Annotated in this window: 23 protein-coding genes and 1 tRNA gene; 16 read left to right on the forward strand and 8 right to left on the reverse strand. The window is 70.4% G+C overall.

The genetic code is table 11. The annotated features are described in order from the left end of the window. The first annotated feature begins 132 nt into the window (after positions 1 to 132). The 3 genes from AB0E90_RS17150 to cutA are packed head-to-tail and all read left to right on the forward strand — an operon-like array spanning position 133 to position 2,779. Positions 133 to 1,398, forward strand: a complete 1,266-nt coding sequence (locus AB0E90_RS17150; protein WP_360405672.1) for an aspartate kinase — start codon at positions 133 to 135, stop codon at positions 1,396 to 1,398. A gap of 5 nt (positions 1,399 to 1,403) precedes the next feature. Then, entirely contained in the window at positions 1,404 to 2,456 is a 1,053-nt protein-coding gene (locus AB0E90_RS17155; protein WP_360405675.1) for an aspartate-semialdehyde dehydrogenase, read from the forward strand. Then, a complete protein-coding gene (gene cutA / locus AB0E90_RS17160) occupies positions 2,453 to 2,779 on the forward strand; it encodes a divalent-cation tolerance protein CutA (protein WP_360405678.1) in 327 nt (108 codons plus the stop codon). The genes AB0E90_RS17155 and cutA overlap by 4 nt, the downstream gene beginning before the upstream one ends. Here the strand turns inward: cutA and pyrE are convergent. Further along, positions 2,776 to 3,294, reverse strand: a complete 519-nt coding sequence (gene pyrE, locus AB0E90_RS17165; RefSeq protein WP_360405681.1) for an orotate phosphoribosyltransferase — start codon at positions 3,292 to 3,294, stop codon at positions 2,776 to 2,778. The genes cutA and pyrE overlap by 4 nt on opposite strands. A gap of 92 nt (positions 3,295 to 3,386) precedes the next feature. On the opposite strand from pyrE, the gene AB0E90_RS17170 reads away from it, so the two are divergent. From AB0E90_RS17170 to AB0E90_RS17180, 3 genes are all read left to right on the forward strand, one after another. After that, complete coding sequence (locus AB0E90_RS17170) at positions 3,387 to 4,547, forward strand: FIST N-terminal domain-containing protein (RefSeq protein ID WP_360405684.1); 1,161 nt, start codon at positions 3,387 to 3,389, stop codon at positions 4,545 to 4,547. A gap of 4 nt (positions 4,548 to 4,551) precedes the next feature. Then, positions 4,552 to 6,741 carry an EAL domain-containing protein gene (locus tag AB0E90_RS17175; protein ID WP_360405687.1) on the forward strand — a complete coding sequence of 730 codons (2,190 nt, stop codon included), beginning with the start codon at positions 4,552 to 4,554 and terminating at the stop codon, positions 6,739 to 6,741. A gap of 102 nt (positions 6,742 to 6,843) precedes the next feature. After that, positions 6,844 to 7,143, forward strand: a complete 300-nt coding sequence (locus AB0E90_RS17180) for a hypothetical protein (RefSeq protein ID WP_360405690.1) — start codon at positions 6,844 to 6,846, stop codon at positions 7,141 to 7,143. A 70-nt stretch (positions 7,144 to 7,213) separates the two neighbouring features. Here the strand turns inward: AB0E90_RS17180 and AB0E90_RS17185 are convergent, their stop codons facing one another. Together AB0E90_RS17185 and AB0E90_RS17190 are read right to left on the reverse strand one after the other, a co-directional pair. Beyond that, complete coding sequence (locus AB0E90_RS17185) at positions 7,214 to 8,203, reverse strand: hypothetical protein (RefSeq protein WP_360405693.1); 990 nt, start codon at positions 8,201 to 8,203, stop codon at positions 7,214 to 7,216. A 131-nt stretch (positions 8,204 to 8,334) separates the two neighbouring features. Next, entirely contained in the window at positions 8,335 to 8,790 is a 456-nt protein-coding gene (locus tag AB0E90_RS17190; protein WP_360405696.1) for a GatB/YqeY domain-containing protein, read from the reverse strand. A 25-nt stretch (positions 8,791 to 8,815) separates the two neighbouring features. On the opposite strand from AB0E90_RS17190, the gene AB0E90_RS17195 reads away from it, so the two are divergent. Further along, the gene (locus tag AB0E90_RS17195) at positions 8,816 to 9,712 is read left to right on the forward strand and encodes a metallophosphoesterase (protein ID WP_360405699.1); all 897 of its coding nucleotides are present in this window, start codon (positions 8,816 to 8,818) and stop codon (positions 9,710 to 9,712) included. Between the two features lie 73 nt (positions 9,713 to 9,785). Further along, positions 9,786 to 9,862: transfer RNA gene (locus AB0E90_RS17200), tRNA-Pro, on the forward strand. 55 nt (positions 9,863 to 9,917) lie between these two features. Here AB0E90_RS17200 and AB0E90_RS17205 read toward each other — a convergent pair. Continuing rightward, the gene (locus AB0E90_RS17205; protein WP_360405702.1) at positions 9,918 to 10,619 is read right to left on the reverse strand and encodes a hypothetical protein; all 702 of its coding nucleotides are present in this window, start codon (positions 10,617 to 10,619) and stop codon (positions 9,918 to 9,920) included. 89 nt (positions 10,620 to 10,708) lie between these two features. Here AB0E90_RS17205 and AB0E90_RS17210 point away from each other — a divergent pair, with 89 nt between their 5' ends. Next, positions 10,709 to 10,858 carry a hypothetical protein gene (locus AB0E90_RS17210; RefSeq protein WP_360405705.1) on the forward strand — a complete coding sequence of 50 codons (150 nt, stop codon included), beginning with the start codon at positions 10,709 to 10,711 and terminating at the stop codon, positions 10,856 to 10,858. Positions 10,859 to 10,868: 10 nt separating this feature from the next. On the opposite strand, the gene AB0E90_RS17215 is transcribed toward AB0E90_RS17210, so the two are convergent. Continuing rightward, positions 10,869 to 13,301: a transglycosylase domain-containing protein gene (locus AB0E90_RS17215; protein WP_360405708.1), complete on the reverse strand. Its 2,433-nt coding sequence runs from the start codon at positions 13,299 to 13,301 to the stop codon at positions 10,869 to 10,871. 284 nt (positions 13,302 to 13,585) lie between these two features. Between AB0E90_RS17215 and AB0E90_RS17220 the strand changes: the two genes are divergently transcribed. Further along, on the forward strand, positions 13,586 to 13,888 hold the full coding sequence (locus AB0E90_RS17220) for a WhiB family transcriptional regulator (protein ID WP_203814849.1): 303 nt from the start codon (positions 13,586 to 13,588) through the stop codon (positions 13,886 to 13,888). Between the two features lie 2 nt (positions 13,889 to 13,890). Here the strand turns inward: AB0E90_RS17220 and AB0E90_RS17225 are convergent, their stop codons facing one another. Further along, positions 13,891 to 15,030, reverse strand: a complete 1,140-nt coding sequence (locus AB0E90_RS17225; protein WP_360405711.1) for an ArsA family ATPase — start codon at positions 15,028 to 15,030, stop codon at positions 13,891 to 13,893. A gap of 676 nt (positions 15,031 to 15,706) precedes the next feature. On the opposite strand from AB0E90_RS17225, the gene AB0E90_RS17230 reads away from it, so the two are divergent. Then, entirely contained in the window at positions 15,707 to 16,150 is a 444-nt protein-coding gene (locus AB0E90_RS17230) for a hypothetical protein (RefSeq protein WP_360405714.1), read from the forward strand. Continuing rightward, complete coding sequence (locus AB0E90_RS17235; RefSeq protein WP_360405717.1) at positions 16,147 to 16,620, forward strand: hypothetical protein; 474 nt, start codon at positions 16,147 to 16,149, stop codon at positions 16,618 to 16,620. The genes AB0E90_RS17230 and AB0E90_RS17235 overlap by 4 nt, the downstream gene beginning before the upstream one ends. Here AB0E90_RS17235 and AB0E90_RS17240 read toward each other — a convergent pair. Next, positions 16,617 to 17,573, reverse strand: a complete 957-nt coding sequence (locus AB0E90_RS17240) for an ArsA-related P-loop ATPase (RefSeq protein WP_360405720.1) — start codon at positions 17,571 to 17,573, stop codon at positions 16,617 to 16,619. The genes AB0E90_RS17235 and AB0E90_RS17240 overlap by 4 nt on opposite strands. Positions 17,574 to 17,596: 23 nt before the next feature. Further along, positions 17,597 to 18,454: a hypothetical protein gene (locus AB0E90_RS17245; RefSeq protein ID WP_360405723.1), complete on the reverse strand. Its 858-nt coding sequence runs from the start codon at positions 18,452 to 18,454 to the stop codon at positions 17,597 to 17,599. Positions 18,455 to 18,558: 104 nt separating this feature from the next. Between AB0E90_RS17245 and AB0E90_RS17250 the strand changes: the two genes are divergently transcribed. The 4 genes from AB0E90_RS17250 to AB0E90_RS17265 all read left to right on the forward strand — a co-directional run bounded on the left by AB0E90_RS17250 (position 18,559) and on the right by AB0E90_RS17265 (position 23,729). Continuing rightward, on the forward strand, positions 18,559 to 18,714 hold the full coding sequence (locus AB0E90_RS17250; RefSeq protein ID WP_185038204.1) for a DUF4177 domain-containing protein: 156 nt from the start codon (positions 18,559 to 18,561) through the stop codon (positions 18,712 to 18,714). Continuing rightward, positions 18,711 to 19,196 (forward strand): RidA family protein, encoded by a 486-nt coding sequence (locus AB0E90_RS17255; RefSeq protein WP_360405726.1) that lies wholly within the window; start codon positions 18,711 to 18,713, stop codon positions 19,194 to 19,196. Before AB0E90_RS17250 ends, AB0E90_RS17255 begins: the two co-directional genes overlap by 4 nt. An 88-nt stretch (positions 19,197 to 19,284) precedes the next feature. Continuing rightward, a complete protein-coding gene (locus AB0E90_RS17260) occupies positions 19,285 to 20,082 on the forward strand; it encodes an MBL fold metallo-hydrolase (protein ID WP_360405729.1) in 798 nt (265 codons plus the stop codon). Next, positions 20,079 to 23,729: an adenylate/guanylate cyclase domain-containing protein gene (locus tag AB0E90_RS17265; protein WP_360405732.1), complete on the forward strand. Its 3,651-nt coding sequence runs from the start codon at positions 20,079 to 20,081 to the stop codon at positions 23,727 to 23,729. The genes AB0E90_RS17260 and AB0E90_RS17265 overlap by 4 nt, the downstream gene beginning before the upstream one ends. Positions 23,730 to 23,747: the final 18 nt, after the last annotated feature.

Genomic DNA, 23,747 nt, shown 5'->3' on the forward strand with positions numbered 1-23,747 from the left:
TTTGTCGGCAGCCAGGGCAGCCAGGGGCCGAATCCTGGGATCGGCTGTCGGTGTGCCGCCCGGGCGCGGCTAGTGTGGTGGCGATTGTCCTGGCCGGCGGTTTTCCGAAGACGTCAAAGGAATGGTTACCCCGTGGCACTGGTGGTGCAGAAGTACGGTGGCTCGTCCGTTGCCACCGCCGAGCGCATCAAGCGGGTGGCGGAGCGCATCGTGGCCGCCCGCAAGGGTGGCGACGACGTGGTGGTCGTGGTGTCGGCGATGGGTGACACCACCGATGAGCTGCTCGACCTGGCCAACCAGGTGAGTCCGCTGCCGCCGGGTCGCGAGCTCGACATGCTGCTGACCGCCGGCGAGCGCATCTCGATGGCACTGCTCGCGATGGCGATCCACAACCTCGGCTACGAGGCCCGGTCCTACACCGGCTCGCAGGCCGGCGTGCTGACCACCTCGACGCACGGCAAGGCGCGGATCATCGACGTGACGCCCGGCCGGCTGCGCTCGGCGCTGGACGAGGGCGCGATCTGCATCGTGGCCGGTTTCCAGGGCGTCTCGCAGGACACCAAGGACATCACCACGCTGGGCCGCGGCGGCTCGGACACGACGGCGGTCGCCCTGGCGGCGGCGCTGCACGCCGACGTCTGCGAGATCTACACCGACGTCGACGGCGTCTTCACCGCCGACCCGCGGATCGTTCCCGACGCGAAGCACATCAAGCAGATCACGTACGAGGAGATGCTCGAGCTCGCCGCCGGTGGGGCGAAGGTGCTGATGTTGCGATGCGTGGAGTACGCCCGCCGCTTCAACGTGCCGATCCACGTACGCTCTTCGTATTCCAACAAGCCCGGCACGATGGTCACCGGATCGATGGAGGACCCTTCTGTGGAACAAGCGCTGATCACCGGGGTCGCCCACGAGCGGAGCGAGGCCAAGATCACGATCGTCGGTGTGCCCGACGAGCCCGGCGCCGCCGGCCACATCTTCAACACGGTGGCCCAGGCCGAGATCAACATCGACATGATCGTGCAGAACGTCTCGACCGAGGGCACCGGTCGCACCGACATCTCCTTCACTCTGCCGAAGGCTGACGGCCCCACCGCGATGGCCGCCCTCGACAAGATCAAGGAAAAGATCAATTTCAAGAGCCTGCTCTTCGATGACCACGTCGGCAAGGTGTCGCTGATCGGCGCGGGCATGCGCTCGCACCCCGGTGTGGCCGCCTCGTTCTTCGCCTGCATCGGCGAGGCCGGCGTCAACATCGAGATGATCTCGACCTCGGAGATCCGCGTCTCCGTGGTCTGCCGCGACACCGACCTCGACACCGCCGTGCGCGCCGTGCACGACCAGTTCGAGCTCGGTGGCAACGAGGAAGCGGTGGTGTACGCGGGCACCGGCCGGTAAGGCCGATGGCGCAGCCGACGCTCGCCGTCGTCGGAGCCACCGGCTCCGTCGGCACCGTGATGCTCGAACTGCTTTCCTCCCGGCGCAACGTCTGGGGGGAGATCCGGCTGCTCGCCTCCAGCCGCTCGGCCGGCAAGCAACTGAGCTGCCGCGGCGAACAGCTGACCGTGCGGGAGCTGACTCCGGAGGCGTTCGACGGCGTCGACGTGGCCATGTTCGACGTGCCCGATGACGTGTCGCTCGAGTGGGCGCCGATCGCGGCCGCCCGCGGCGTGACCGTGGTGGACAACTCGGCCGCGTTCCGGATGGAACCGGACGTGCCTCTGGTGGTCCCCGAGGTCAACAAGGAAGCGGTGCGCGACCGGCCCCGCAGCATCGTCTCCAACGCCAACTGCACGGTGATGGCGATGATCATGGCGATCGCCCCGCTGCACCGCGAGTTCGGTCTGCGCGAGCTGGTGCTCGCTTCCTACCAAGCCGCCTCGGGCGCCGGTCAGGTCGGCGTGGACACGCTGCACGACCAGCTCAGCAAGGTGGCCGGCGATCGCTCGCTGGGTTCCCGGCCGGGCAACGTGCGGCAGGCGGTCGGCGACGACCTCGGCCCGTTCCCGGCGCCGCTCGCGCTCAACGTGGTGCCCTGGTCGGGCTTCCTGGAGCCGCTCGGCTGGTCGTCCGAGGAGCTCAAGCTGCGCAACGAATCCCGCAAGATCCTCGAGCTGCCGGCGCTGAAGGTCTCGGCCACCTGCGTGCGCGTCCCGGTGGTGACCGCCCACTCGATCGCCGTGCACGCGGTGTTCGGCTCCGAGGTCACCGCGGACGGCGCTCGTCAGGCCCTGCGCGGCGCGCCCGGCGTGATCCTGGTCGACGACCCGGAGGCCGGCGAGTTCCCGATGCCGATCGACGCGGTCGGCACCGACCCGTCCTGGGTGGGGCGCATCCGCCGGGCGATGGACGACCCGCGGGCCCTCGACATGTTCGTGACCGGCGACAACATGCGCAAGGGCGCCGCCCTCAACACCGTGCAGATCGCCGAGCTGATCGCCGCGGAGAAGAAGTGACCGGCACCGGAGTCGTCGAGGTCGTGATCACCGCGGCCGACGCGCAGTGGCTCGACGCCTTCACCCGCCGCCTGGTCGAGGAGCGGCTCGCCGCCTGCGGGCAGCAGGTCGCCGGGATTCGCTCGATCTTCCGCTGGGACGGCGCGGTGCAGGACGAACCCGAGGTCCGGGTCGCCCTGCACACCCGCGCCGAGCTGGTCGACAAGATCGTCGAGCGCGCCAACGCCGAGCACCCGTACGACGTGCCCTGCGTGCTGGCGCTCCCGGTCCTGGCCGGCAACCCGGCCTACCTCGACTGGGTCTACCGCGAGACCGGCACCTAGGAGAGGTCCTCGCGGGTCAGCAGCGCCCGCAGGGTGATGCCGTCGGCCGCCAGGGCCTGGGAGCCGCCCTCCTGCCGGTCGATCACGCAGAGCGCGTGGTCCACGTGCGCGCCGAGCTTGCGCAGCTCGCCGGTGGAGATCACCACCTGGCCGCCCGACGTCACCACGTCCTCGACCACCAGCACCCGGCGGCCGGCCACCTCGGCGCCCTCGCACAGCCGGGCGGTGCCGTACTTCTTGGCCTCTTTCCGCACGAACGCGGTGGGCAGTTTCGCGTGCCGGGCCAGCGCGGTCACCACCGCGATGCCGCCCATCTCCAGACCCGCCAGCACCTCGGTGCCTTCCGGGATCAGCACCGCCATCCGCTCGGCCAACTGGTCGAGCAGCTCCGGGTCGGCCTCGAACTGGTACTTGTCGAAATACTCGGTCGCGGTGCGGCCGGAACGCAGGACGAACTCGCCGGTCAGCCGGCTCACATCGCGGACCCGCCGAGCCAGGTCTTCAGAGGAAGTCACAAGTACCAAGCCTGGCAGGCCGCCCGGGGACGGATGACAGCACCCCACACGCAACGACTCAGCAACCGACAAATCGTGCCGATCAGGGGATCATGCAGAGCATTCCGCACCGTTGGTTCGGCGCGGGGCAGAGCAGCGCTGCGGACTCCGCGAAGGCCGGCGCCGAGGCCGTCGCGGAGGCCGTCGGCGGCCGCGAGCCCAAGGCCGTGCTGGTCTTCTGTTCGGTGGCCCATGACCTGCGGGCCCTGCTCGCCGGGGTGCGCGCGGAGGCCGGCCCGGACGCGGCCGTCATCGGCTGCACCACGATGGGCGAGCTCGGGAACTCCGGGATGACCACGGGTGGCGTGTCGGTGGCCGCGCTCGGTGGCGACGGCTTCACCGTGCACACCCGGGCGGCGCACATCAGCGAGTCCGACCCGCGGGCCTCGGGCGCCGCGGTCGCCGAGGCGTTGCGCGGTCTGCACGACGACCACAAGGTGTTGCTCCTGCTGTGCGACGGGCTGACCGGCCATCCGCACGACATCGTCCGCGGCGCGTACTCCAGCGTCGGCGCGGTCGTTCCGCTGGTCGGCGGCTTCAGCGCGGACGACCGCAAGTTCGAGCGGACCTACCAGTTCTACGGCGACGAGGTGCTGACCAACTCGGTGGTCGGGCTGGCCCTCGGCTCGGACGGGCCGATCGGCATCGGCATCGCGCACGGCTGGCGCCGCGTCGAACCGCCGATGATCGTCACGAAGAGCCAGGGCGCGCACATCTATCAGCTCGACGACGAGCCGGCCCTGGACGTGCTGCTGCGCCGGAACAACTTCGTCGGGACGGCCGAGGAGTTCTTCGACAACGGCAGGCAGTTGCAGCCGCTCGGGCTGTCCCGCCGCAACGGCGAGGACATCCGGGTGATCCACCAGGGCGACGACGAGGAACGTACGGTCTGGGGCACCGCCGACATCCCGCAGGGTGCGCTGGTCTGGCTGATGGAGGCCGACCGGCAGGCGCTGCTCGACGGCGCGACCTGGTCCTGCACCGAGGCGCTGGCCCGGCTCGACGGCCTGGCCCCGCTCGGCGTGATCGCCTTCGACTGTGCCGGTCGCCGGGCCGGACTCGTCGAGGGCGGGATGGACGAGGAGATCACCGTGCTCCGGCAGGCGCTGAACGGCGCGCCGTTCGCCGGTTTCTACACCGGTGGCGAGATCGCCCGCGTGCGCGGCGCGAGCGGCCTGCACCACCTCACCCTCGTCACCCTGGCGCTGGCCTGACTCGATGATTAACTGGTCGACGCACCTGCTCACCGAGTTCTTCACCGCGGTCAACGCGGCCGAGGGCGAGATGGTGGCGATCACCAACGCGGTCGAGCGCGCGACCGAGATGGTCGAGGCCGAGGTGGGCGCGGTGGTGCGGGAAGGCAAGGTCCTGGGCGCGTACGGCTTCGGACCGGCCGTCCCGGAGGCCCGGCTGCTCGCCGTGGCCGCCGGCGAGACCCTGCTCGACGTGATCGGCATCGGCGAGATGTACGCGGTGGCGAGCCCGCTCGGCGGCGAACAGGCCGACGCGCTGATCGTGGGCCGGCTGGACGAACCGTTCGGCGCCGAGGAACGGCAGATGCTGCAGGGCATGGCCCAGGTGCTCGGCCTGGGGCTGCGCAGCATCCGGGTGCTCGCCGCCGAGCGCCACCTGCGCGCCGAGAAGGAACGGCAGGCGACCAGTGCGCAGACCGGGCAGCGGCTGGTCGAGTCGCTGCTGACCATCCAGCGGGCGATCTCGGCCCGGCGGCCGCTGCCGGAGATCCTGGACGCGGTCACCGGCGGTGCGTCGGAGCTGCTGGGCGGGGCCACGGTGGCGCTGCTGCTGGCCGAGGGCGGCCCGGATCGTCGCCTCACCGTCGCCTCCACCTGCGGCGGCGAGGACGGGGAACCGCTGCACGAGGCGGCCGCGCGGGCCGCGATGGCGTCCGGCTCGGTGCTGGTGCGGCCGGACAGCACCGGCACGGTGATCGCGACCCCGGTGCGGGTGACCGGCGAGATGGCCGGCTGCCTGGTCGCGCACCTGCCCGGCGGCACCGATCAGCATTCCGAGGAGGCCGACCAACTGGCCGCCTTCGCCCAGCAGGTGAGCCTGGCGCTGACCGATGCGCGCACCGTCGAGGCGGTTCGCGAGGCGCACCACGACCCGGTCACCGGCCTGCCGAACCGGGCCCTCTTCCTCAAGATCCTCAACCGGGTGCTGGCGTCCCGGGGCACCTCGATCGACCCGACCAGCGTGCTCTTCATCGACCTGGACCGGTTCAAGGCGGTCAACGACAGCCTCGGTCACGAGGCCGGCGATCAGTTGCTCGCGCTGGTCGCCCGGCGCCTGCGCGGTTGCGTCCGGGCCAGCGACACCACCGCCCGGCTCGGCGGGGACGAGTTCGCCGCGATCCTGCACGACTCCCCGATGGAGGCCGCGACCCTCGTCGGCGAGCGGGTCGTCGCCGCGATCAAGGAGCCGTTCCGGGTGGCCGGGCGGGAGATCTTCATCGGCGCCAGCGTCGGCGTAGCGATCTCCCGGGAGGAGTTCGAGGAGTCCGAGGCGCTGCTGCACAACGCGGACGTGGCGATGTACCGGGCGAAGAAGGACGGCCCGAACCGGGTGCTGGTCTACGAGCCGTACATGCACGCCGAGGCGCTCGACCACCTGAGCCTGCGCGGCGACCTGCAGCGGGCGCTGCGCGAGGGCGAGTTCCGGCTGCAGTACCAACCGCTGATCCGGCTGGCCGACGGCGCACCGGCCGGCGTCGAGGCGCTGATCCGCTGGCACAGCCCGACCCGCGGATTCGTCTCGCCGGTCGACTTCATCCCGATCGCCGAGGAGTTCGGGCTGATCGTCGACATCGGCCAGTGGGTGCTCGAGACCAGCGCCCAGCAGGTGGCCCGCTGGCGGCGCGAGTTCCCCGACCTGGCGCTCAACGTCAACGTCTCCGGGCACCAGCTGATGCACCCGCGCTTCGCCGACAACGTGATGCGGGCGCTGGCCATCGCCGGCCTGCCGTCGAGCGCGGTGACGCTGGAGCTGACCGAGTCGGTGCTGATGAGCGAACCGGATCTCGGCAAGGCGGCGCTGCACACGCTGCGCGGGCTGGGCGTGCAGCTGTCCATCGACGACTTCGGCACCGGCTATTCGTCGCTGGCCTACCTGCGTGAGCTGCCGGTCGACGAGCTGAAGATCGACCGGGCCTTCATCGCGCGGGCCGAGCTGACCGGGGAGGACCTGGCGCTGGTGCGCACGATCGTCGAACTCGCGCAGATCCTCGGGCTGCGCACGGTGGCCGAGGGGATCGAGAACGCCGCCCAGCTGACCGCGTTGCGCCGGCTGGGCTGCGGCTATGGCCAGGGCTACCACCTGTGCCGCCCGACCGACGCCGAGGAACTGCCGTCCCGGCTGCTCACCCAGCTTGTCGAGAACCGCGCCGGTTGATCATCACCCGTCCGCGTACTTGATCTCAGCGGTACAACATGGAAGATCCTTTTGGGGTACTTTTCGCCTAATTGGTGCTAATCACTCGGAAGGAACATTTCCGTGACACCCTTCGCTTTGTTCTTCCTCATCGCACTGGCCGGTTCCTCCTGCTTCGCCCTCGGCCGGGCCCTCGGCCGCGGCGAACGCTACGAGAAGGGTTACCGGGAAGGCTTCCGCGACGGCGAGACCGGCTCCCTCGCCCGCGCCGCCCGGTTGATCCAGCTCAACGGCCGGCCGGCCATCGCCCCCGCGGTCGAGACGATGCTCGGGCCGTACGCGGTGCCGCAACAGCAGCTGCCCGGCCGGACGGTCGGGCCGGCCGTGACGTCGGTCCCGGTCCGACCCCAACTCGCGCTCTAGTTTCTTCTTAAACCCAAGACCCGGGGTGTACGGCGTGAAGCCGGCCCCGGGTCCTTCGTTTTTCCGGCCCTTACGACACCAGGTGGAGCACGATGCCCAGCACGGTGCAGCCCGCGGCGACGTTGACGCCGACCGGGCCGAGGTTCTCGCCGCGGCGGGTGGCCAGGAAGCCGAAGACGACCGCGGCCGCACCGGCCGGGAAGAAGAGCACCGCGACCGCGGCCAGCACGAACGACAGGACGCTGAAGACGCCGACGACCTCGTGGTTCACCGGTTGCAGCGGTTCCGGGCCGGCGGCGACCACCGGCTCGGGGTCGGCGACCACCACAGCGGGGAACTCCTGCGTGTCGTCCATGTCCGGCGGCGGCATCGGGACGACGGGAGCGGCCACGCCGACGGCCACGACGATGGCGGGAAACTCCATCGTCTGCTGATCGGCAAACGGATCCACCAGCAGTTCGTCGGCCGGCGGGGAGATCGTCGCTATGTCGAGCACCAGGCCGCTGGGTGGCGGTGAGATCGGGGTTATGTCCGGCACCAGGCCGCTGGGTGGTGGGGAGACCGGCGCATCGCCGAACGGGACCCAACTGTCCGGGGGATAGGCCGGGGCACGCTCGAGCAACGTCATCTCGGGCGGAGGTGGCGTCGGGAGGGCGAGGTCGGCCGGTGCCGGCGGTGGGCCGGGATCGGTGTCCACCAGGTACCCGATCGGCGCCGGGGAGTGCGGGGCGGTGCCGAACGGGAGGCCGCCGGACGGGTCGTAGGGGCGCGGGGTCCCGAACGGTGACTGGGCCGGGGCCGAGCCGGCGTAGTCCCAGGCCGGGGTGGTCTGGGCAGATGCCGGGGCCGCATAGGGGATCGCCGGGGAGATCGGCACCACGGACGGCTCGCCGTGCGGGTTGCGCGGAGAGCGCTCGATGTTCGTGAGCGGGTCCCAGCCGGCCGGGACCGGGGGCCAGTCCGGTGGCGGGGCGCTCGGGGAAGAAAGCGTCGGCTGGCCGCACGTGCCGCAGTACGGGGTCGGCCGGGACAGGGCCGAGCCGCAGTTGACGCAGTTCATGTGCTCTCCCGGAGTAGTCCTGAGGGAGCACATCGGTTGCTGATGGCCGAACTTTAGGGTGCGGCCTGCTTTTCGCGCGGGAGCCGTCGCGCACCGCTGTTGCGGTTGGCGACGGCGCACGCGCGTACTCCTTAAACGCCCAGCTGTTTGCGCACCTCAGCCGCCACGCGCCCACCTTCCGCACGCCCGGCGATGGCCGCCTGAGCGGCCTTCATGGCCGGGCCCATCTGGGCCTTGCCGGTGAAACCGCCGGCCGCGAGCGCCTCCGCCACCGTCTCGGAGATCTCCTCGGCGCTGAGCTGTTTCGGCAGGTAGCGGTCGATGACCTCGCCCTCGGACAGCTCCTTGGCCGCCTGCTCGGACCGCCCGGCGTCGGCGAAAGCCGTCGCCGCCTCACGCCGCTTCTTCGACTCCTTGGCCAGCACCGCCAGCACCTCGTCGTCGGAGAGCGCACGCGCCTCGCGCCCGGCCACCTCGGCGTTGCGGACCGCGGCCAGCGCCATCCGGAGCGTCCCGGTGCTCAGGTCGTCGCGCGCTTTCATCGCGGTGTGCAGGTCATCGTTCAGGCGGTCTTTCAGCGTTCCCATGGACGGAGAAACTACTCTTGCCGTCATGCGTAAGCGTCCCTTTATCGGCCTGGCCGCCGGCGTCGCCGCGGCCGGCGCCGCCACGTTCGCCTATTCCTCGCTCATCGAGCGGAACATGTTCACGCTGCGCCGTTTCGATGTCCCCGTGCTCGAACCGGACGCCGAACCGCTGCGCATCCTGCACATTTCCGACCTGCACATGATGCCGTCGCAGGCGCGGAAGCAGGCGTGGGTCGCCGCCCTGATCGGCACCGACCCCGACCTGGTCGTGGTGACCGGCGACAACCTGTCGGACCCGGCGGCCGTCCCCGGCGTGCTGCGGGCGCTGGACCCGTTCCTGTCGCTGCCCGGCGCGTTCGTCTTCGGCTCGAACGACTATCGCGGCCCGGTGTGGGGCAACCCTTTGCGGTACGTTTTGCCCGGTTCACGGGAGTACGTGCAGGGTGTGGAGCTGCCGACCGAGGAGTTGCGCGGCGCCCTGGCCGACGGCGGCTGGGCCGACCTGAACAACGCCCGCACCGTGGTGAAGGCGGGCGGCCGCTCCATCGAGCTCGTCGGCGTCGACGACCCACACGTGGACCGCGACGACTACGCCTCGGTGTCCGGCCCGATCTCCGGCGGCGCCGACCTGCACATCGGCGTCACCCACACGCCCGCCACCCGGGTGCTCGACGCCATGGCAGCGGACGGCTTCTCCCTGCTGCTGGCCGGCCACACCCACGGCGGCCAGGTGTGCGTCCCGTTCTACGGCGCCCTGACCACCAACTGCGACCTGCCCCACGCAATGGCCAAGGGCCTGCACCGCTGGCCCGGCTCCGACGTCTGGCTGCACGTCTCAGCCGGCCTGGGGACCCACCCCACCGCCCCGATCCGCTTCGCCTGCCGCCCGGAAGCCTCGGTGCTGACGTTGATACCGCGCTGACCTGCGGTTTTGCTGCATGGGGGATACCGATTTCGCCGATCGCGTAGGCGTCGGATAGTATTTCCTGGCAGCTCGGGGTATGGCGCAGCTTGGTAGCGCGCTTCGTTCGGGACGAAGAGGCCGTCGGTTCAAATCCGGCTACCCCGACCAGGTTAGAGGCCGTTTCCTTCATTGGAAACGGCCTCTGCTGTTTCCGGAGCGCCGGTCAGCGGGTCAGTTCGTTGTAAGCCGTCAGGACGGCGGTGGTGTGGTCGGCCAGGTCTCTGGCGTTGTCGGCCGGCGGTGTCAGCTCTGTTGCCTCGAAGAGGTAGTCGGCATCTCGCAAGGCTTCTCGGGCCCGGGCCAACGAGTCCTGGCGTTGGATGAAGGCCTCGGTCTCGTCGGCCAGCTTGGTCAGGTGGGCTATCCGCGACGTAGTGTCCGCGGTCAGCCGTTCGAATAAGGCTTGTGCCCTGTTCACCCGGTCGGCGGTCTCGGCGTGGATCGGGGTGTCCGGCGGGATCTCCTCGAGGATCTGGGCCAGCTCGGACCAGGTGTCCCCGACCCGCTCGCGTTCCAGCAACGTGCCGGTCAACTCCCAGATGGTGGTGGCGATCGTCGGGCTGGGGTCGTCCAGGTTGAGGTGCCGGCGCAAGGCGGGCCAGCGGTCGAGGGTCAGGATCGTGGCGTCGATCGCCCGGCGCAGGTCGTCGCGGTCCTCGGGGACCGTCAGCACGCGGTAGTCGGCGGCCGAACGGCCCAGGAGGCGCCAGTTCGCGGTCGCGGGGATGCCGACCTCGTCGGAGCGCTGCCTCAGCCGGACTATCACCACCGAGCCGAACTCCAGGTTGTCGCTGGGGCCCGAGACGGTCGGTGGGCGACGACTTACCAGTGTCTGAGTCTTGCCGTCGGCCAGAAAGAGCTTCACACCTGGATTTTGCCGTATCGCCGCGAGGATCCGGGGAGTCGCCCGAGTACGGGCTGGTCCGCACCGGCGGCGGCGATCGGAAGGCGGTCGTGGTCGCGCGGAGCTGGCTGGACAACACCCGGGCCGCCCTGGTGCGGATGTGCGCGGACGTGGCGCCCCGGCTCGCCCCGTCACCGGCCGTGGCCGCCTGGTGCGCGGTCCCGGCCGGGATCGAAGCCATCCGGGACGCGATGAAATAAGGGGCGCGGCCTAACGCCTTGGTCTGGTCGGCCCGACGGTGGGCTGGCCCGGTGCCGTCGGCGGGTCGGGCTTGTTGTCCTTGCCGTTGCTCTTCTGGATCACCACGACGCCGCCCTTGATGGTGCGGCCGCTCGGGTCGGTGCCGGCCGCGGTGCCGGCCGGGCAGGACGAGTCGGTCTCGCCGCCGACGCTGACGTCGAAGCCGGCGCCTTCCAGGCGGCTGCGGGCGCTGTCGATCGAGTCGCAGGTGACGTCCGGGATCGAGCGCTGGTCGCCGACCGCGATCTTCTTGTTGTCCGGCGTCTTGAACTGGACCTTCGGCTTGCCGTCCATGAAGTCGCCCAGGGTGTTCCAGACCGCCGGGTTCACAATGCCGTGCGACATGCGGTCGGAATGGTCCTGGTAATCGGGGTTGACCAGGTAACCGGCCACCACCAGCGACGTGGTGCCGGCGATCAGCGCGGCGGTCTTGTCACTGTCGGTGGTGCCGGTCTTGCCGAACACCGGGTGCTTCACTACGCCGTGCGTCTGGCCGGCCGTGGTGCCGTGGCATTGGCCGAGCTGGGCCGAGTCGCCGACCGGGCAGCGGGCCGCGTCGAGCGCGGCGCGGGCCACGTCGGCGCTGGTCGCCCGGATGCAGTGGGATTTGCCGACGTCGAGCTTCTCGTTGTCCTGGGTGGCGATCTGCTCGATCGGGGTGGGCTCGCAGTACATGCCGTCGCCGGCCAGCGTCGCGTACGCGTTCGCCATGTCGAGCGGGGTCGACGCCGAAACGCCCAGGGTGAAGGCGCCCCACTGGTTGGCCGACACCGGGTCGTTCGCGAACGTCGCGTCGGGATAGGAGACGCGGAACTGCACGCCGAACCGCTTGGCCACGGCCACCACATTTTCCGCGCCGGCCCGTTCCTCCAGCGGCACGAAGAACGTGTTCACCGAGTTACCGAAGCCGGTCCACATGTTGTAGACGCCGGCTTCACCCTCGCCCGCGTTGCCCGGACACCAGAAGTGCGTTCCGGCGCAGGCGGACGGGTTGCTCGAATTGATGATGTAGCCCGATTTGTAGCGAACCGGAGCATTGATCGTGTACCCGAGCGGATAGCCCTTTTCCAGGGCGGCCACCATCGTGAACATCTTGAACACCGAGCCGGCCTGGTAGCCGGTGATGTCGCCGCCGCCGCTGAGCAGCGGGTTCGTCGTGTTCGGGTAGGTGCCGAGGATGCCCTTCTTGGCCTTCTTCGGGTCGGACGAGATCTTGTTCTGCGGGTGGGCCGGGTCGTCCAGCTTGTAGCGCCGGTTGGCGGCCAGCGCCCGGACCTTGCCGTCGCCGGGCTCGACCGCGGCGATCAGCAGAGCGTTCTTGTCCTTGTCCGAGATCTTGTCGTTGATGTTCTTGCGAGCGGCGTCCTGCGCCTTGATGTCCATCGTCGTGGTGATGCGGTAACCGCCGCTCTTGAGGCGACGCTCCCGGTCGTACGCCGTCTCGCCGAACTCCTCGCGCCCCATCCACCAGCGGTAGAAGTAGTCGCAGAAGAAGCCCCAGGCGTTCTTGGCCACCGAAACGCAGCCGTTGCCGATCGGCTTGACCTGGCGCGGCAGGGTTTCCTTGACCGCCTTGTCCGCCTCGGCCTGGGTGATGGCGCCCATCTCGACCATGCCGGGGATGACGTAGTTGTTGCGGCGCTGGAGGATCTGGTCGTAGCCCTCCTGGCTGGTCGGGTTGAAGCTGGTCGGCGCCTTGACGATGCCGGCCAGCATCGCCGCCTGGCCGATGGTCAGATCCTTCGGCTTCTTGTTGAAGTAGATCTGACTGGCCGCGAAGACGCCGTACGCCTGGTTGCCGAACGGCGCGATGTTCAGGTAGCGCTCCAGGATCGCGTCCTTGCCGAGCTCCTTCTCCACCTGAATCGCGTACTTCATCTCGGTGATCTTGCGTTTCGGGGTGTCTTTGGTGGCGTCGACGACTTCCTGCGGGTTGGTCGCCGAGTAGGCCAGCGACATGCGCACCCACTGCATGGTGATCGTCGAGGCGCCCTGCTTGCCGGACTTGCCGTTGTTGTTGCTGACCACGGCGCGGGCGACGCCCTTCAGGTCGACGCCGTTGTGGTGGTAGAACTCCCGGTCCTCGGCGGCCACGATCGCCGCCGCCATGTATTTCGACATGTCTTTCAGCGCGACGTCGCTGCGGAACTCGTCGTAGAACTGCGCGATCTGCGTCTTGTTGTCGGACGCGTAGATGCGGGTGATCTGTGGGGAGCTGAAGGTCTTGAGCTCACTGGGCAGGTCCGCGAACGTCTTCCCGCCGGCCTTGGCGGCCAGTCCCGACATGGCGGCGGCCGGGAAGGCGGCGGCCGCGACGACGACGCCGGCGAGTAAACCGCAGATCAGCAACGACGTCGCGTTGGCGAAGATGTTGTGATCGCGTCTGCGAATCCAGGAGGTCACCTGAGCAGGGTACGCGAAGGCGACCCGCGGTCACGCCACGAGAAGGGCGCGCTTTGCCCAGAATCATTCTCCCCGGTCAGCATTGATGCGGGGCGGAGTTTGGCCAAGAAACTGGGTGGCCTTTGCCCGGTAGGCCCGAGCTATGCGTATTTGACGGACAACGTTGCGTAATCGCCCGACTACAGAGCATGATGGTGCGGCGAGCTATCGCAGGACGTCTGCACTGCTTGGGGGACATAAGAGCGCGGGCGTCTGGGGGTGAACGCAAGGGGGGACGTGTACAGATGGGGATGATCAGCGACTGGCCAAGCATGGCGGCGTGTCAGAGTGGCGACCCTGACGCGCTGTTCGTGCAGGGCGCTGAGCAGAACGTGGCGAAAAGGATCTGCCGCAGCTGCCCGGTCCGCTATGAGTGCCTCGCCGATGCCCTGGACAACCGGATCGAGTTCGGCGTCTGGGGCGGGATGACGGAACGGGAGCGGCGAGCCCTGCTCCGCCGTCACCCGCACGTGGCGAGCTGGCGGAAGATGTTCGAGGCCGCGCTGAAGGAGAAGAGCGCCGACAAGGTGCTGGTCCCGACCCGCTGAGCTCAGCTCACGAGCAAGGCGCCGATCGTCCGTAGCCCGTCGACGTCATGAACGTCGGCGGGCTGCGCAGTGATCGAGACGGCCGGAACCGCGGGGAAGCTCCCGGTGAACGTCTCGGCCACGCGTACCTCTCTGGTTGCCTGCCGCATCAGCGCGGCGTGAATCCGCAGCGCATCGGCCGTCATGGCCTGATCGCCGGCGTCCGTCAGGGCCTCCGCCGCCTCTTCGCTGCGCTCCGCCGAGAGGTCATCGATCGTCGAGTCGTGCATCCGGTTGAGGACCAGCCCGGCGAGCGGCATCCGCTCGGCCACCAGTCGCTCCGCGAAATAGGCCGCCTCCCGGACCGCATCCCGTTCCGGGGCCGCGACGAGCAGGAACGAGGTCTCCCGGTCCTGCAGGATGCGGTAGGTCTCGTCGGCGCGGTGCCGGAATCCGCCGAACATCGAATCCAGCGCCGCCACGAAACCCGACAGATCAGTCAAAAGCTGAGCACCCAAGATTTTTTGTACGGCGCGGGAGAAGATCCCGAACGACGCCGTGACCAGGCTGAACATGCTCTTGCCGGAGCGCGCGGGGGCCAGAAGTAGGCGCAGCATCCGCCCGTCCAGGAAGCGGGACAGCCGGGCCGGGGCATCGAGGAAGTCGAGCGCCGACCGCGACGGCGGAGTGTCGACCACGATCAGGTCCCACTCGTCGGTGGCCCGCAGCTGGCCCAGTTTCTCCATCGCCATGTATTCCTGCGTGCCCGCGAACGTCGAGCTCATCGCCTGGTAGAACGGATTCGCGAAGATCTCGGCGGCCCGCTGCGGCGTGGTGTGCTGCTGCACCACCTCGTCGAACGTCCGCTTCATGTCGAGCATCATCGCGTGCAGCTCGCCGCCGTTCTCGGTGTCGATGCCCTTCACCTGGCGGGGGGTGTTGTCCAGCTCGCTGAGGCCCATCGATTGGGCGAGCCGGCGGGCCGGGTCGATGGTCAGCACCACCGTGCGCCGGCCGTGCACCTCGGCGGCGCGCACACCGAGCGCGGCCGCGGTCGTGGTCTTACCGACGCCGCCGGCCCCGCAGCACACGATGATCCGGGTGGCCGGATCGGCGAGGAGGCCATCGACGTCGAGGCGAGGGGCGGCAAGCTTCAGGGGCACCCTTCGAGCGTACTGAGGCGAAACCGCTACGGCCCTGTAGATCAGGTCACCCAGGTGGCCACCTGTTTTCATATGCATCTACAAGCTTGAATTGCCGATGCCCTGGTGATCCCACGTTCGACGCGACCACCGGCCGGCTCACCCGCGTGAGGAACTGGCCGGGCTCGGCTCGACCGCGTTCGCCTACGACGCGGCCGACAACCCGACCACGGTGGGCACGGCGACCCAGGCGTTCGACCCGGCCGGCTCTGCTGGTCGCAAGCGAGCGGTACGGTCACCAGCCCGGCCTGCGGCACGGTGCCGTCCGGCGCGACCGCGTACACCTACGACGACCTCGGCAACCGGCTCACCGCCGGATCGAAGACGTACGCGTACGACCAGGCGTCCCGGCTCGTCTCGGCCGCCGGCGCCACCTATAAGTACGACGGCGACGGGCTGCGGACGAGCAAGACGGTCGGCGGAGTCACCACGACCTTCGTCTGGGACGGCAACGCGACGCCGAACCTGCTCAGCGACGGCACCGCCAGCTACCTGTACGGGCCGGACGGCACCCCGATCGAGCAGATCAACGCATCCGGTACGGCGTTCTACGTGCACGACCAGGTCGGCTCCACGATGGCGCTGCTGACCTCGACCGGCACCATCGGCGCGACGTTCGCCGCTCGGCACCGGCCTGATGGTGCTGGGGGCCGCGGCGGCGGTCACCGGCTGCATCGTCCTCGAGCCGTGCGGCGCGGCGGCCCTGGTGGTCGGCGGCGGCATCGTCATCACCGACGCGGTGGCACTGGGCGGCACCGCCATCCTCGGCGCGGCCGGCGGCTACGCCCTCGGCGCCATGCACTCCTCGGGCGGCGCCACCGCCGGCTGGAATCCCGACTGGGAGAACCTGGATTGGGACTCCGGCGACGACGATGACGACGGTTACCGCACCTCGCACAGCCGGGAGGCTCAGCAGGAGCAGGCGGACGCGGCCTGGGCCGCGATCAAGCGGCGGGCCCGCATGGTCGGCAAGGATCTGACCGAGGCCGACAAGCGCAGGTGGCACGATGCCATCACCAAGCAGGGCGGCGACTACAACGACATTCTCAAAGAGGGCCTCAAATTGTTCTGTGACGAATGATGGGTAGCACCAGGCAGGACCAATCCGAGCTGGCCTCCGCCGTCCGCGCCCTCGAGGGGGCGCGGCTGGTGGAGGTCCGCCGGACCCTCAACATCGCGATCGTCGGCCTGCTGCGCGGCGACGAAGAGGTGCGTCTGCACGCGCAGTGCCCGCTCCGGATCGGGGTCGGCGACCGGCTTCTGATGGCCTCCGGTGACATGCGGTACCCACTGAGCGGCGCCGGTGACCGGGCGGAGGCGTTCGACAGCTACCGCACCAACTACGACCGGTTCGCCGAGCAGGTGACGGCGCGGTTCGCCGCGCACGACTTCGACATCATGCGGGCCGAGCTGGGCCGGGGCGGAAAGATCACCCTGGAGGCGGTGGACGACTTCTGGATCGAGGTGGCGCCGGACGTCTCCGGGCCGATCGAGTGCTGGCGGCTGTTCGTCAAGGATTCCGACGAACACTTCGTCTATCAGGCCCGCTAGGCCTTCATCAGCAACGCGGCGAGTTCGTCGAGGGCGGCCCGGTCCACGCCACCGGGCAGCAGGGGCAGCTCGACGATCGGGTGGCCTGCCTCGGCGAGCTCGCCGCGCAACGTCTCCTCCAGATCACGCCGGGCCAGGTAGGCCTTGGCCTCCGCGGCCAGGCCGTTCACCGTCGTCGCGTCGGTGGCCAGGCCGGCCTCGGCCAGCCCTCGCTTGAGTTCGGCCTTGGTCACCTTGCCCCCGGTCAGCAGCGCCGGGCGGGCGTTGTTGACGATTATCCGGCCGAGCGAGATGTTCAGCGCCTTCAGCTCGGCCATCGCGTCGAGGGTCTCCTGCACCGGCATCTCCTCGAGCAGGGTGACCACGTGCACCGCGGTGATCGGCGAGCGCAACAGCGACGAGACACCATCACTCTGCGTCTTGATCGGGCCCATCTTCGCCAGCTTCGCCGTCTCGGCGGTGACGTTGAGGAACCGGCCGATCCGGCCGGTGGGTGGGGCGTCCAGCACGACGGCGTCGTAGATCCGCTTGCCGTCCTGCGAACGGGTGGTCGCCTCCTTGACCTTGCCGGTCAGCAGCACGTCCCGCAGGCCGGGGGCGATCGTGGTGGCGAAGTCGATGGCGCCGACCTTGCGCAGCGCCCGCCCGGCCGCGCCCAGGTGGTAGAACATGTCGAGGTATTCCAGGAGCGCTTCCTCCGGGTCGACGGCGAGCGCACGCACCTCGCCGCCGCCGGGCACCTGCGCGATCCGCAGCTCCTTGTAAGGGAGCGGTTCCACCTCGAAGAGCTGGGCGATGCCCTGCCGGCTCTCCACCTCGACGAGCAGGGTGCGGCGGCCGCTCGCGGCCAGGCCCAGCGCGAGCGCGGCAGCCACCGTGGTCTTGCCGGTGCCGCCCTTGCCGGTGACGACGTGCAGCCGTTCCGGCCATCTGCTGTTGACGCGCTCGCCCATGCCCCCCACGTTACGGCGGCCGATCAGCCGGCCACTTCGCAGACCAGCCAGCCGGTCTTGCGGATCACTGTGAACTCGAGGTCCTGCTTGGCGGTCTTTTCGTCGGCGGTGGAGAGCGTGAGCTGCACGGACACCAACGCGCGGTTCTCCCCGGAGTTGGACACGGCCGGCTCCTCCCACCGGTAGACCGGGTCCTGGTAGCCGTCCGAATAGCTTTTGATCTCGGCCACCCGGTCGGCGAGCTTCGTCTTGTCGCGGGCCTCCCGGCAGACCAGGTTGTCGGCGGCGGTCGCGTCCTGCTGGGTGTAGACCGCGGTGAGGAAGCGGTTGACCGCGGTCGCCGGGTCGGCCGAGCCCGGATTGTCGGCGTCCCGGAGCAGGAAATAGGCCGAGACGGCGCCGCCCGCGCAGAGCAGCAGGGTGGCGGCGAGCGCGAGCGACACCCAGACCGCCCCGCGCCGGCTCTTGCCCGCGGGCGCGGCCGGTGCCGCCGGGGCCTGCTGGGTGCCCGACCAGATCGGCTCCGCGGCCGGCGGCGCCGATTGGGGCCACGCCAGATGGTCGGGCGGCTGGGTCTGCCACTCGCCCGGAGCCTCGTGCTGCGCATGCCACGGCTCGGCCGGAGGTATCACTTGGGTGTATTCCGCCGCGACGGCCGGCATCGTGTCGGTGGGCACCTCGTCCGACCAGCCGGCCGGAGGCAGGAACGGTTCGGACGGCGCGCTGAGGTAATCGCCGGCCGGGTGCCGTGGCCACGTGTGCGGTGGCTCCGGCGCCGGGACCGGCTCGGCCGGCGGGATGGGCTGCGGCGGCTCCGGATCTGGCGACGGCACCGGCGAAGGCTCCGGGTGACCCGGATGGCCGCCGTACGGGTGCGTCATGTCGCCCTCCGTGATCTCGCTTGGTGTGTCTCAGCCTAACTAAGCAGACCCTCCCGCGGGTCCTAAGCTGACGCGGTACCCGACGATTAGGGAGTATCCAGGCGATGCAGAAGTGGGAGTACGTGACCGTGCCCCTGTTGGTCCACGCGACCAAGCAGATCCTCGACAACTGGGGCGAGGACGGCTGGGAGCTGGTTCAGGTGGTGCCCGGGCCGAACCCGGAGCAGTTGGTCGCGTACATGAAGCGGCCGAAATCGTGACGACACCTATCAGTGGTGAGGGCGGCGTGGACGCGTACGGCCGGTTGGCCGAACTCGGTCTCACGCTGCCGCAGGTGGTGCCGCCGGTGGCGGCCTACCTCCCGGCCGTGCAGTCGGGCAACCATGTGTACGTCTCCGGGCAGCTCCCGATGGTGGAGGGCAAGCTCGCGGCGACCGGCAAGGTGGGCGCCGAGGTGACCGCGGAGCAGGGCGCCGATCTGGCCCGGATCTGCGCGCTGAACGCGCTGGCCGCGATCGAGGCGCTGGTCGGCCTCGGTCAGCTCGTGAAGATCGTCAAAGTGACCGGGTTCGTGGCATCGGCGCCGGGCTTCACCGGTCAGCCGGCCGTGATCAACGGCGCGTCGAACCTCTTCGGGGATGTCCTCGGTGAGCAGGGCACGCACGCGCGCAGCGCGGTCGGCGTGGCCGAGCTGCCGCTGGGCGCCCCGGTCGAGGTCGAGGTCATCGCCGAAGTTCAGTAAAAAGGTTGCTCTGCGTTACCTGAGCGGCCGCTGAGATCGCACATCCGGTCCTCGGCTTATCCCCCATGCGCGACGTACGATTTCGCGCATGGGGGGTGCTGCGCTCGACGGACTGCCGGGCTGGGTGACGCTGCTGCGCGCGCCGAACCCGGGACCGATGACTCTGGATGGCACCAACACCTGGGTGTTGCGCGCTTCGGGCGAGGGCCTGGGCGTGGTGATCGACCCCGGTCCGCTGGATGAGTCGCACCTGACCCGGATAGCCGAGCACGGCCCGTTTCGCTCCATCCTCATCACGCACGGTCACCACGACCACGTGGAGGGTGCGGCCCGGCTGTCCCGGCTGCTCGGTGGCACGCCGGTGCTGGCGGCCGACGCCGAGCACGGTGAACCGTTCGATGGCGTCGGTGACGACGACGGCCTCAAGATCCAGATCGTTGGCACACCCGGACATACGGCGGATTCGGTGTGTTTTCTCGTCGAACACGGGAATACGTCCGCAATGTTCACCGGAGACACGATTCTGGGCCGTGGGTCGACGGTGGTGGCCGCCCCGGACGGCGATCTCGGCTCCTACCTGACGAGTCTCGAGGTGCTCACGGCGTACGAAAATGTCCTGATGTTGCCGGGTCATGGCCCGGCGCAGGACGACGTCGCTGTTCTCGCGCGGGGTTATCTGGCCCATCGCCGCGAGCGTCTCGCGCAGGTGGAAGCGGCGATGTCCGCGGGCGCCGAGACCCCGGAGCAGGTGGTCGATCTCGTATACCCGGACATCGATCCCGCCATCCGATTTGCGGCGATCTTCTCGGCCAAAGCTCAACTGGATTATCTCGGTCACAAAAATCGGGAATCAGGAACAAGGGCGAACGGGTTGGATCGGCTGTGACTTGCCAGGTGTGTGGAACCGTCGCCGTGCCCGGCGCGCGCTTCTGCCACAACTGCGGCGCCGCTCTGCCGGCCGCGGCCACCCTGCCCGCCACCGAGCGGCGCATCGTGACCGTGCTCTTCGGTGACCTGTCCGATTTCACCTCCTGGTCCGAAGACCTCGACCCGGAACGCGTCGGCGCCGTGACCGACCGGGTGCTGGCCGCGCTCGCCGGAGCGGTGAAGACGTTCGGCGGACATGTCGACAAGCTGACCGGCGACGGGATCATGGCGGTCTTCGGCGCGCCGGTGGCCCACGAGGACGACGCCGAGCGGGCGGTGCGGGCGGCGTTGAGCATGCAGCGCGCGGTCCGCCGGGTGCTGGACGACGAGCGCGGCGGTGGCGCCCCGCTCGGCCTGCGCATCGGGGTCAACACCGGCGAGGTGGTGGCCGGCATCCAGGCCGGCATCGAGTACACGGTCATCGGCGACACGGTCAATACCGCCGCTCGGTTCGCCGACGCGGCCGCGGTCGGCGCCGTCTATGCGGGCCAGCGCACCAGCGGTGGCACCCGGCACGTCGCCTCCTGGCGGCAGTTACGCCCGCTGCGGCTCAAGGGCAAGCGTGAGCCGGTCCCGGCGTTCGAGCTGCTCGGCCTGCACGACGCGCCCGGCACCCGATCCGGTCTCGGCGACGAGGCGCCGTTCGTGGGCCGGGAATCCGAGCTGGGCCGGGTCGCCGGCCGGCTCGCCGAGGCGATCGACTCGAACACGGCGCGCGTCATGGTGATGACCGCCGAGGCCGGCATCGGCAAGTCCCGCTTCGCGGGCGAGGTCAAACGGCTCGCGGCGGGCTACGACATCAGCGCCGGCGGGCGCTACGCGGCGCACACCGGCGCCCGGGTGCTTCGGGTGCGCTGCCGCGCGTTCGGCGAGCGGCGCCGTTTCGCGCCCCTGGCCGACCTGGTCCGCAAGTCCGTCGGACTGCCGAAAGATGTGGTCTCCACGGTCGGCCGGGTGGTCGTCGAGGAGCGGTTGCGCAAGCTCGCCAACCGGCTGAGCCGCGACGGCTCGCCCGCCAAGATCGACATCGACCGGCTGCTGGCGCTGCTCGGCTACGGCGAGGCCCCGGCCAATCCGGTCGGCCCGGCCGCCCCCGCCGACTGGCACCCCACCGCGCGGCGGCTCGACGCCGAAGCCATGTCGCTGGCCGTCGCCGAACTGCTCACCGCCCTGGCCGCGGAGACGCCGCTGGTGGTCATCGTGGACGACCTGCACGACGCGACCGCGTCGACGGTCGACGCCCTCGGCCGCACCCTGTCGCTGCTCGAGGGCCCGGTCGTGGTGCTGCTGCTGGGCCGGCCCGAGCTGGTGCGCACGGCCGGCGCGCTGACCCGGCTCGCCGACGCCGAGGTGCACTCGCTGCCCCCGCTGCGCGGCGCCGACGCGTCCCGGCTGCTCACCTCCTATCTCAACGGCGGCAAGCTGCCGCAGCCGGACAACGACCGATTGCTGGCCACCGCCCAGGGCAACCCGTTCTATCTGGCCGAGATGGTCACGCTGCTGATGGAGCGGGGCGCGCTCACCCCGGCGATCGGCGCCAACGCGGCCGGCAAATGGCAGCTCGCCGCCGGTTCGCTCGGCAGCCAGCTGCTCTCCCGCGACCTGGCCGCGGTGCTCGCGGCGCGGATCGACGCGCTGCCGGCCGAGCCACGCGCGGTGCTGCGCGACGCCGCCGTGGTCGGCGACACCGTGCCGACCGGGGTGATCGAGGCGCTGCGCGAGCGGCGGGCGGCCAGCGACGCGCGCCCCGGTGCGGTGGCCGCGGTCGAGCTCGAGCGCTCCATCGACGAGCTGCTGCAGCGCCGCATGCTGCACCGGGCGCGCGGCGGTTACGCGTTCACCACCCCGCTGATGCGGGAGGCGGCCTACGCCGGCATCGGCAAGGCCGACCTCGCCGACCGGCACGCCTACCTGGCGACCTGGGCGGCGCCCGAGACGATCAGCCGGCTCGGTTACGACGGCGCGAGCCGGCTGAGCCTGACCGAAAACGAACGGGACGCGTTCGTCGCCACCCATGTCGAGTGCGCGGTCGAGCTGGCCGACCAGGTGCGGCTGCGGCCGGAGGCGTCGGTGCGCGACGTGGCCCCGATCGGCGTCGCGGCGCTCGGCCGGCTGGCCCGGCGAGCCCTGGCCAACATCGAGCCGGCCGCCTCGATCGAATACGCGGAACGCGCCGCCGTGCTGGCCAAGGAGCCGCTGCCGCTGCCCGACCAATTGGTGCACGCCCGCGCGCTGCTGCGCCTGGGTCGCGCCGAGGAGGCCCTCGCGCACGGCGCGAAGATCGCCGAACACTCGGCCGAGGAACCGGTCTGCCGAGCCGAGGCGCTGCTGGTGGTGGGCCGGGCGCACGAGGCGCTGGGCGACGGCGCGCTGGCCGTGACCGCCTGGCAGGAAGCGCTCGACGTGGCCACCGAGGCCGAGCTGCTGCCGGAACGCGCCAACGCGATGCGCCGGCTCGGCATGGCCGACTTCCTGGCCGGCCGGCTCAGCCAGGCGAGCAGCCGGTTCGCGGCGGCCTACCAGGTGACGCTGGCCGCCGGCGACCGGCACGGCCAGGCCTGGGCGCTGCAAAATCTGGCCTGGGTGACCACCACCCGGGGCGACTTCGCCGGCACCGACGCGGTTCTCGGCCGGGCGGCGCGACTCTTCGCCGAGCTCGGCGACCCGGTCGGCCGGTCCTGGCTGCGCGGCACCACGGCGTTCGCCCGGCTGTTGGCCGGCCGGCTGCAGGAATCGCGCCGGCTGGCGCGGGTCTTCCTGCCCTTCGGCGACCGGGTCGGTGAGGCCTGGGCGGTCGGCACGCTGCGCGCGGTCGAGGCGTACGCGTCGAGCGAGCTCGGCGAACTGGGGGAGGCGGACGGCGAGGCCCGGCGGGCGTTCCGCGACTTCAACGCGGTTGGCGACGACTGGGGCCGCGGGCTCGCGCTCGTGGTCCGGGGCGCCATCGCCCGTGGGCTGGGCGAGTTCGACCACGCTTTCGACCTGCTCACCGACGCCGTGGGCTACGCCGACCGGACCGGTCACCCGCTGCTGCTCGGGATGGCCGGCACGCTGCGCGGCTTCGTCTCGCTGCACCGCGGCGACCTGGGCCTGGCCGAGGAGGACGCCCGCCGGGTGATCGCCGCGGTCGAGCCGCACAATCCGCTCGCCCCGGCCCAGGCCGGCCCGCGGGTGCTGCTGGCCGAGGCGCGCAACCGCTCGGGTGACGCGAAGACGGCGATCGGGCTGCTCGCGCCGATCGCCAGCGACACCGCGCCGTCGTTGCTCTTCTCCCGGCGGCACGCGCTCACCGCCTATGCGTCGGCGCTGCTCGCCGACGGCCGGGTGGAGTCCGCGGCGAACTGGATCGAGCGGGCTCGCGACGTGCAGTCCGAGGACGTGCGCAGCGGTGTGCTGTCGGCGATGGTGCACGCCCGGGTGCTGGCCGCGAGCGACCGGTGCGACGAGGCGAGCGAGGCGGCCGAGGAAGCGGTGCTGCTGGCATACGCCACCGAGCAGGCCAGTGAGCGGGTGGCGGCCGAGGAGCTGCGGGCGACCCTCGCGTCGGCCCGGATCGAGCCGTCACCGCCGGAAACTGTCGCCTACGCGTCCGACGTGCCCGGATGATGAGCGCGTAAGTTCTGT

It is taken from the genome of Actinoplanes sp. NPDC026619, assembly GCF_040638295.1.
Lineage (GTDB): Bacteria > Actinomycetota > Actinomycetes > Mycobacteriales > Micromonosporaceae > Actinoplanes.